We start from the raw sequence: 6,741 nt of genomic DNA, 5'->3' as shown, positions 1-6,741 counted from the left end.
AATGATGTCTATTAATTCGGTAGAGACTGAACTCGTTCCATTTTCATAACGACTTAAGCTATTTCGAGAAATTCCTATAATTCGTGCAAATTCTGGTTGTATCGGGTCATGTGTCTTAAGTAAAGGGTTTATATTATCTCCGATCATAAATCTTTCCTTAAATTTTATAAGTCCATTATAGCAGCAAAAATTATGAAGCTAGTTTTTGCCCAGACTTTTTTGATAAATTTTATTGTATCTCTTCTAAGTCAATAGTTAAGATGATTAGCCAACTGGTCGGAAAGCCATAATTCAGTAATTCAATTTCTCTTTTAGAACTTTCTTTGTCCAAATCCTTTACCTTATTATTCCAAAAGTGCTGTGATTCCCTCGACATACAGCATATGATACGCTTCATAACTAAAAAATAAACAAATAAACTTTTGTCTATATTCTGACCATCGTTTATTATCTCCCTATCATCAAAATGAATCTTTGGTGGTATATTATGAAGTTTTTTATAAAGCCTACTATTGTGTGAACAAAGATTCCTAAGGTATCTTAATGAATTCATCCAAGATAATAATAATTTTGCAGATATTAGATTATCCTTATTTGAATCAATACTAATATAGTTTGCAACTTTATTTCTATAATCCGGTTGCAGAGCAATTAAAAATGATGACAAATTTCCAAATGTCATTATACGAAACAAAGTCCATGGCAATACAACTCCGTATTCATCAAGTTGTTGTTTTATCAGAGGATCATCCTTCTTTTCTATTACCAAACGTGAAAGATGATATTTTGTTTTCTGTATTAATTCTGTACGTTTTGGGCTTGTAGAACTATACTTTTGCTGATCTGAATAGTAAATACTATCATCATTAAATATGTAAAAATCACCATTGTAGCCGATTGTAATTGCATCAGTAGTTGATTTTTTTAAAAAAACTTCAATTCTTTCTAGGAGTTCTTGAAGAAAATTTCTGAGATAACTGTCAAATAAATACGCTATTTTTGCGGAACGATAGTTTCTCTCTGTTAATTTCCCATATTGAGAAAAAGATTGAAAGTCAATATCACGTAAGAAATCAATGCAATCTTGTTTAAAATACTCTACATCATCTTTAAGCGTAAAAATCCATTTAGAATGCTCTTTCATATGAACATATAATTGCTCTTCTGTCAAGGATGGTTCTATCTTTTTCTTCAATTCAGTTGAAACTAATATCGGTCGCTATACTAAACGTTCTTTATCTGTAATATCAACATCTAGCGGTAAATATTCCTTAAAATCCTTTAACACAAATTCTTTATCTTCCATATATCTATCCTCTGTACAAAAAAAGGCCACCTAGTTATGCTTAAGCACCTTCGATGACTTCTAATCTACTTGTAGTATACACTAAAATATTAAAAATATCAATACTTTTTACAATTTTTATTCTTTTTTCCTTTTGCCAAATTTCAAGTTCAAGTTAGCCAGCAAGAAGAAATTATCTGGGTGACTTATAGTTCAAGCATTTCTTCTTTTGTAATTTCATTCTGACGAAAACGAGCTAAAGCTTGGATTGGATTGTCATCAGTCTGAATACCATAGATAAAATCAAAATGGTGTTGTAATTCATCTAGATTTTCTTGATTTTCTAATTTCCTTTCTAATGGTTGATTAAAATTTCAATTTTTTGCCATTCACTCATTTATCTTTCCAAAAAACTACAGCGTAATGAAATAAGAACGAGACAAATCAATCAGGAAAGTTAAATTAATTTCTAGCAATGTTTCATAAGTCACAGTGTACTATTTTAACTTCAATCTTTTATATTACCAAGTTGCAATACTTTTTACGAGGCTCTTATGTCCTCTTCGTGTTTCAATTGACTATAAAACAAAACCACACAATGTTTCTTTCAGCTTAATGAGTATAAAACTGAAATTATCACTGTATGGTTTTATTTTAAAGCTAGTTTTTGTCCAGCATCATATTAAATAGCTATTTGTTATATTCATTTAAACAAAGGATTAAAGAAACCATCTGTATTTTTTAGTAGGGCTTTGAATACTTTGGATTTCAAGTCTACTGTATTTTTGAAATGATCTTTAATTTTCGGATCTGACATACCATCAAGATCTTTTTGAACAGCTTCATCAAACAAAGCTTTAATCTCAACATAAGTACTAATTCGTTTGCCATCAATTTCAATGGCTGTAAATCCTTTTTCGGCCTTTTCCTTAACAGCTCTATACCATTCTTTCTTCCAAGCTTCGAGTGTTGTAAACGTATTATCTGATACTTTCTTAATAATAAAGTCATCGCCTAGCAAACCTTTATTTTCTTTAATAGCTGCATCTTTGTATTTGTTAGATACATAACTAGTGAAACCTTTGTCATATCCATAATAACCCCACATGCGGAAGGCATTGTGTTTGAATGATAATGAACCAGGAGCTCCAAGACTAGTATTACCCCCATAGATACCAGCCATCATATTGACGTTTACATATGCTGAGTTGACAGCATAATCTTCAGGGCGATAACGTCCGTTACCTGGATTTCCATGTTTCGTCATGAAGTTATTATCCACTAAATCATTGACGCTAGATAAAGTCATTACCTTTTCTTCACCTTTCAAATCACGGACACTATCCCATTGGTTTGGACCTAAAAGATCATTGTACTGAATCTTAGAGCGCATTTCTTTGTCAATCTTCTTGAACCACTTACTATTGTCTCCCTTAATTTTAGGAAGTACAGCATCGGCTTCTACATAATCAAGCAACATCATAGCTTCATTGTAGTTTCTCATGTAGCGGTCAATGTCATCACGTGTCTTTAATTTGTCAGGATCTGGGTTGTACCATTGGTTACCGTCATTTGGACGATGGTAAGCCATGTTAATTCCAAGTGCGCCGTATTCACCATTAGTCGTTGAACTATCAGGTGTTTGCAGCATACCTTGTGCATAGGCTTCTGCATTTGTACCAACACGTTGACTGTATCCTCCGTAATAGAGCATTCGGTCATTGACGTGTGTTGTTTCATGTGTAAAGGCTGAAATACCAAATTGTGATATTAAATCGGTTACCATAAAGTAAACTTGGTCATTATTGTTTGCACTATCGTAAATACTAGCCATAGCTCCCATGGCTCCATTTGTTGCGTGGAATTTGCCAGTTGGACCATACAATTCTCTAATAGGTCTGATAATTGCCCCGTTCTTTCCGTACCCCATGCTGTTGGCACCGTCGACTCCATGGTAGTTTTGGTTATCCCAAACTGGTGTCGGTACCATATTTTGACTCTTAAGAAGTCTATCACGAACATTAGGTAGAGCTAATCTGGACCAGAAATCAAGATAAGTTTGTTGTCCCTTAGCAACTTTATCAATTTCTTTCTTAAATTCGTTTCGAGCTTCTTCTGTATGTTTTCCATATTTCTCAAATGAACTGTACGCCATCGTGTTATATGTTGAAATTAAGAACATATGGGCATCTTTAAGCGTTAGAAGTGGTAAAATCATACGACCATGAACACCGTTATCTAAACCATCAAAGACTCTATGACGTTTATTGACAAAGTCAGGATTTGTAGTTTTAGGTTCTGAAACATAAACATTCTTAGCTGAGTGGATAAACCAATCATTGATGTCTTTATCCTCTGTAAACAAATGCATGTTGTATTCTAGGAAGTTACGAAGACTACCTTTACCAGTATTACTTGCAATGATTTCACGATAAGCATCCTGAGTTCGGTCACCCTTTAAGTTCTTCTCGCTAGACCCGATGTTAATCAAGCGATCTAACACACTTGGTGTTTTACCGTAGAAGTCAGGTTTAAATATCATAATGTCTTTGATACTCATACTGTTGTCAGTATACTTAATGTTATAGTAACGGTTCAAGTAAGATAGAGCCATCATGATTTTAGCTTTATTGGTTTCTACTTTCTTGAGAAGTGCGTTTATCGCAGCTTCATCACTATTCAATTGATGGTCTTCATTTTCGACCAAGGCTTTGACTAACTTATCTAGATTTTGCTTCACTTCGGCAAAGCTTTCTTCTAAGTATAGATTGCGAATATATCCATCTTTACGTGTGTTGGTATTTTCTTCAGCTTTCTGACGATTATCCATTAGCGCGCGTACTTCAGATGAAATTAAGTCAACACTTGAAAGTCTTTCTTTCACATCTGCAATCAGTTTGTCTCGATTTTTAACAACCATATTTGGTGTATAGACAACATCACCAAGACCAGATACGCTATATTCACGCACTTGTTGGACTTTAGAATCCTTGAGTGTGACCCCCATTTCTTCTTTTGTACCATCTGCATAGTGAATCATTATTTTATCGATATCCGATAAATCGGTCACGAATTGACCATCCTTCATTCCCGTAACAGAAAGGACTTCTTTCTTAGCTAAGTTTGAATCTTCTGCAAGTTTGTTACCTTGGTTGACAATCCACTCTTTGTTGTAGAACGGTTGAAGTTTTTCAATGTTACGATATGCTAAATCACGTTCGTCTTTGTAATCTTGAGTTGTCTTGTACTCATCTTCTCTTCTGGTTAAACGATTTAAGCGATTGACCACAGGTTCGTTGATTTCGTATTTGTCAGCAGTAATATTAAAGGCTGCAATTCTCTTGTTAGCTTCATCTTGACTAATTTCTTTAATTTTGTCACGAGAACGTTTGTATGAATGCTTACCTGAACTGACACCTTTGACAACAAAGTTACGCTCTAACCATCCATTTGTGAAATAACCACCATCGTAGTCCAAATCTGAAGAACCAAAGAACTCTTCACCATTTTCAACTCTCATCATTGAAATATTATCTTCCAGTTTACCAAAAGGAAGATTGCTATTGATAAATCCACCTGTTTCAAACAAAACTTTAGTCTTAATGGTTCCTTTGGTGACCGATTTACGAATTGAACCATATTTACCAATTCCCATAGAGTCGTTGCCATTATCTGTTTTAGCAACTAAACCACCTATACGGGCTCTGTTAGCAACAATATCAGCCTCGACATATGCTTTTGCAATATTACCTCTCCAAATCTCACCGGCAATGCCAGCCATATATTGACCTTTATCACCAACACCCGTGAGTTTACCGATGAAGGCTACATTTGTCAACTGACCACCACTATCGATTTTATTGACGATACCCGCAATATTGTTATTAGCAACTACATTACCAGTCAACTTAACATCTTCAACAGTTGCATTTTTCACCATGTTGGCAACAGGTGCTATTCCGTCAGCCCAAGGCATATTGATATCCACATTACCTAAATTAATATTTTTCACAGAACCATTTTCAACACGGTCAAATAAGGGACGGGCAATGTTATGAATTGTATATTGTTTACCATCAACACTTGATAGATGTCCCTTAAACGTACCTGGAACATATTGTTTGTTAGGCGTTGGTACATTCGTTGCATTCAAATCTGCTCCGATTTTAAATGTACCATTTTTATTAACATTCATAGCCTCTACTAAATCTTTAAAGTTATAGTAGACATTATCTTCTTTAGGATGGGGTTTTTCTATATAATAAACATACTTATTGCGCGCCTTAGATGGATCAATGTGTTGAATCAAATCTTGAGCTTCAGCCGTAATTTTATAAAGTTTTTGACCTTCTTCAGTTACTTCCTCAATTTTATCAACTGCTAAACGTGTTACTTTATTATCACGACTAGTGATTTTTAAGTACATTTTCTTCACATCTTCATCAGAAGGTTTTTCGCTCATGAAATCACTAGGTGTTTCAGTACCATCATCATTTACCTTCACTAAATTAGTAGATGCGATATTTTTAATTTCAACTTTTTTCAAATCCAAGCGAAGTGGTTTCTCTTCTAATGTTGCAGTCTCTTCTCCCTTACCACGGTCATAGGTCATAGTGGTTTCTATCTTATAGTCTTTGTAGAATTTTAAATCTTCTACCTGCTTATCTAATTGCTCTGAAGTTAAATCTACTGTTTTGACAATTTCATTTCCATCTTTAATTGTCGCAGTAATTTTATTGATCTTGACTCCATCTGTATTAACCAAATGATAAGAAAGATTTGCGGAGCGGTCTAATACATTTGTATTTGTTCTATCTAAGGTCAAAACAGGAGCCGTTTTTTCTTTGGGCTTTTCTTTGGTACCTTTTACAAGAATTTCAGGCTTCATTTCTTTCAAAATAGTTACTGTTTCAACTGGTTCACTGATTTTTTTGCCATGTAACTCTTCATAGCTAGTAACAATTTGACGTTCGCCATCCTCACCAACTTGTTTAATAGAATTATCACCTATAAATTTGGTAGAATCAAATTCTTCTACAGTCGTTTTAGGAATAGTCTCTGTACGAATATCGGTATGTAAAGCAGGAAGTTCTTCTCTCTCTGGAGCAACGTCAGGCACTGTACCCACTGGTTTAGTGTATTCTGGTTTCTCTGCCTTAGGTGCTTCATCAGGAACTGTGCCTACAGGTTTAGTGTATTCTGGTTTCTCTGCTTTAGGCGCTTCGTCTGGCACTGTACCCACCGGTTTAGTGTATTCTGGTTTCTCAGCTTTAGGTGCTTCGTCTGGCACTGTACCCACTGGTTTAGTGTACTCTGGTTTCTCAGCTTTAGGTGCTTCGTCTGGAACCATACCTACAGGTTGAGTGTACTCTGGTTTCTCTGCTTTAGGCGCTTCGTCTGGCACTGTACCCACTGGTTTAGTGTATTCTGGTTTCTCTGCTTTAGGAGCCTCGTCA

At 35.0% G+C, this 6,741-nt stretch carries 3 protein-coding genes; all 3 read right to left on the bottom strand.

Annotated features, from left to right (window positions below):
* Window positions 1-147: helix-turn-helix domain-containing protein (locus ADI58_RS10780; RefSeq protein WP_152905483.1), on the bottom strand; the 147-nt coding region annotated here is incomplete at its 3' end.
* An 82-nt stretch (window positions 148-229) separates the two neighbouring features.
* Window positions 230-1,171: an Abi family protein gene (locus ADI58_RS05930; RefSeq protein WP_239683528.1), complete on the bottom strand. Its 942-nt coding sequence runs from the start codon at window positions 1,169-1,171 to the stop codon at window positions 230-232.
* Between the two features lie 817 nt (window positions 1,172-1,988).
* On the bottom strand, window positions 1,989-6,741 hold a 4,753-nt coding region (gene zmpD / locus ADI58_RS05925; RefSeq protein ID WP_049521837.1), incomplete at its 5' end, for a zinc metalloprotease D.

Source organism: Streptococcus mitis, from assembly GCF_001074635.1.
GTDB classification, from domain to species: Bacteria; Bacillota; Bacilli; order Lactobacillales; family Streptococcaceae; genus Streptococcus; species Streptococcus mitis_E.
The sequence above is the reverse complement of the archived record's forward strand: the minus strand, read 5'-3'. Positions and strand labels throughout refer to the sequence as shown.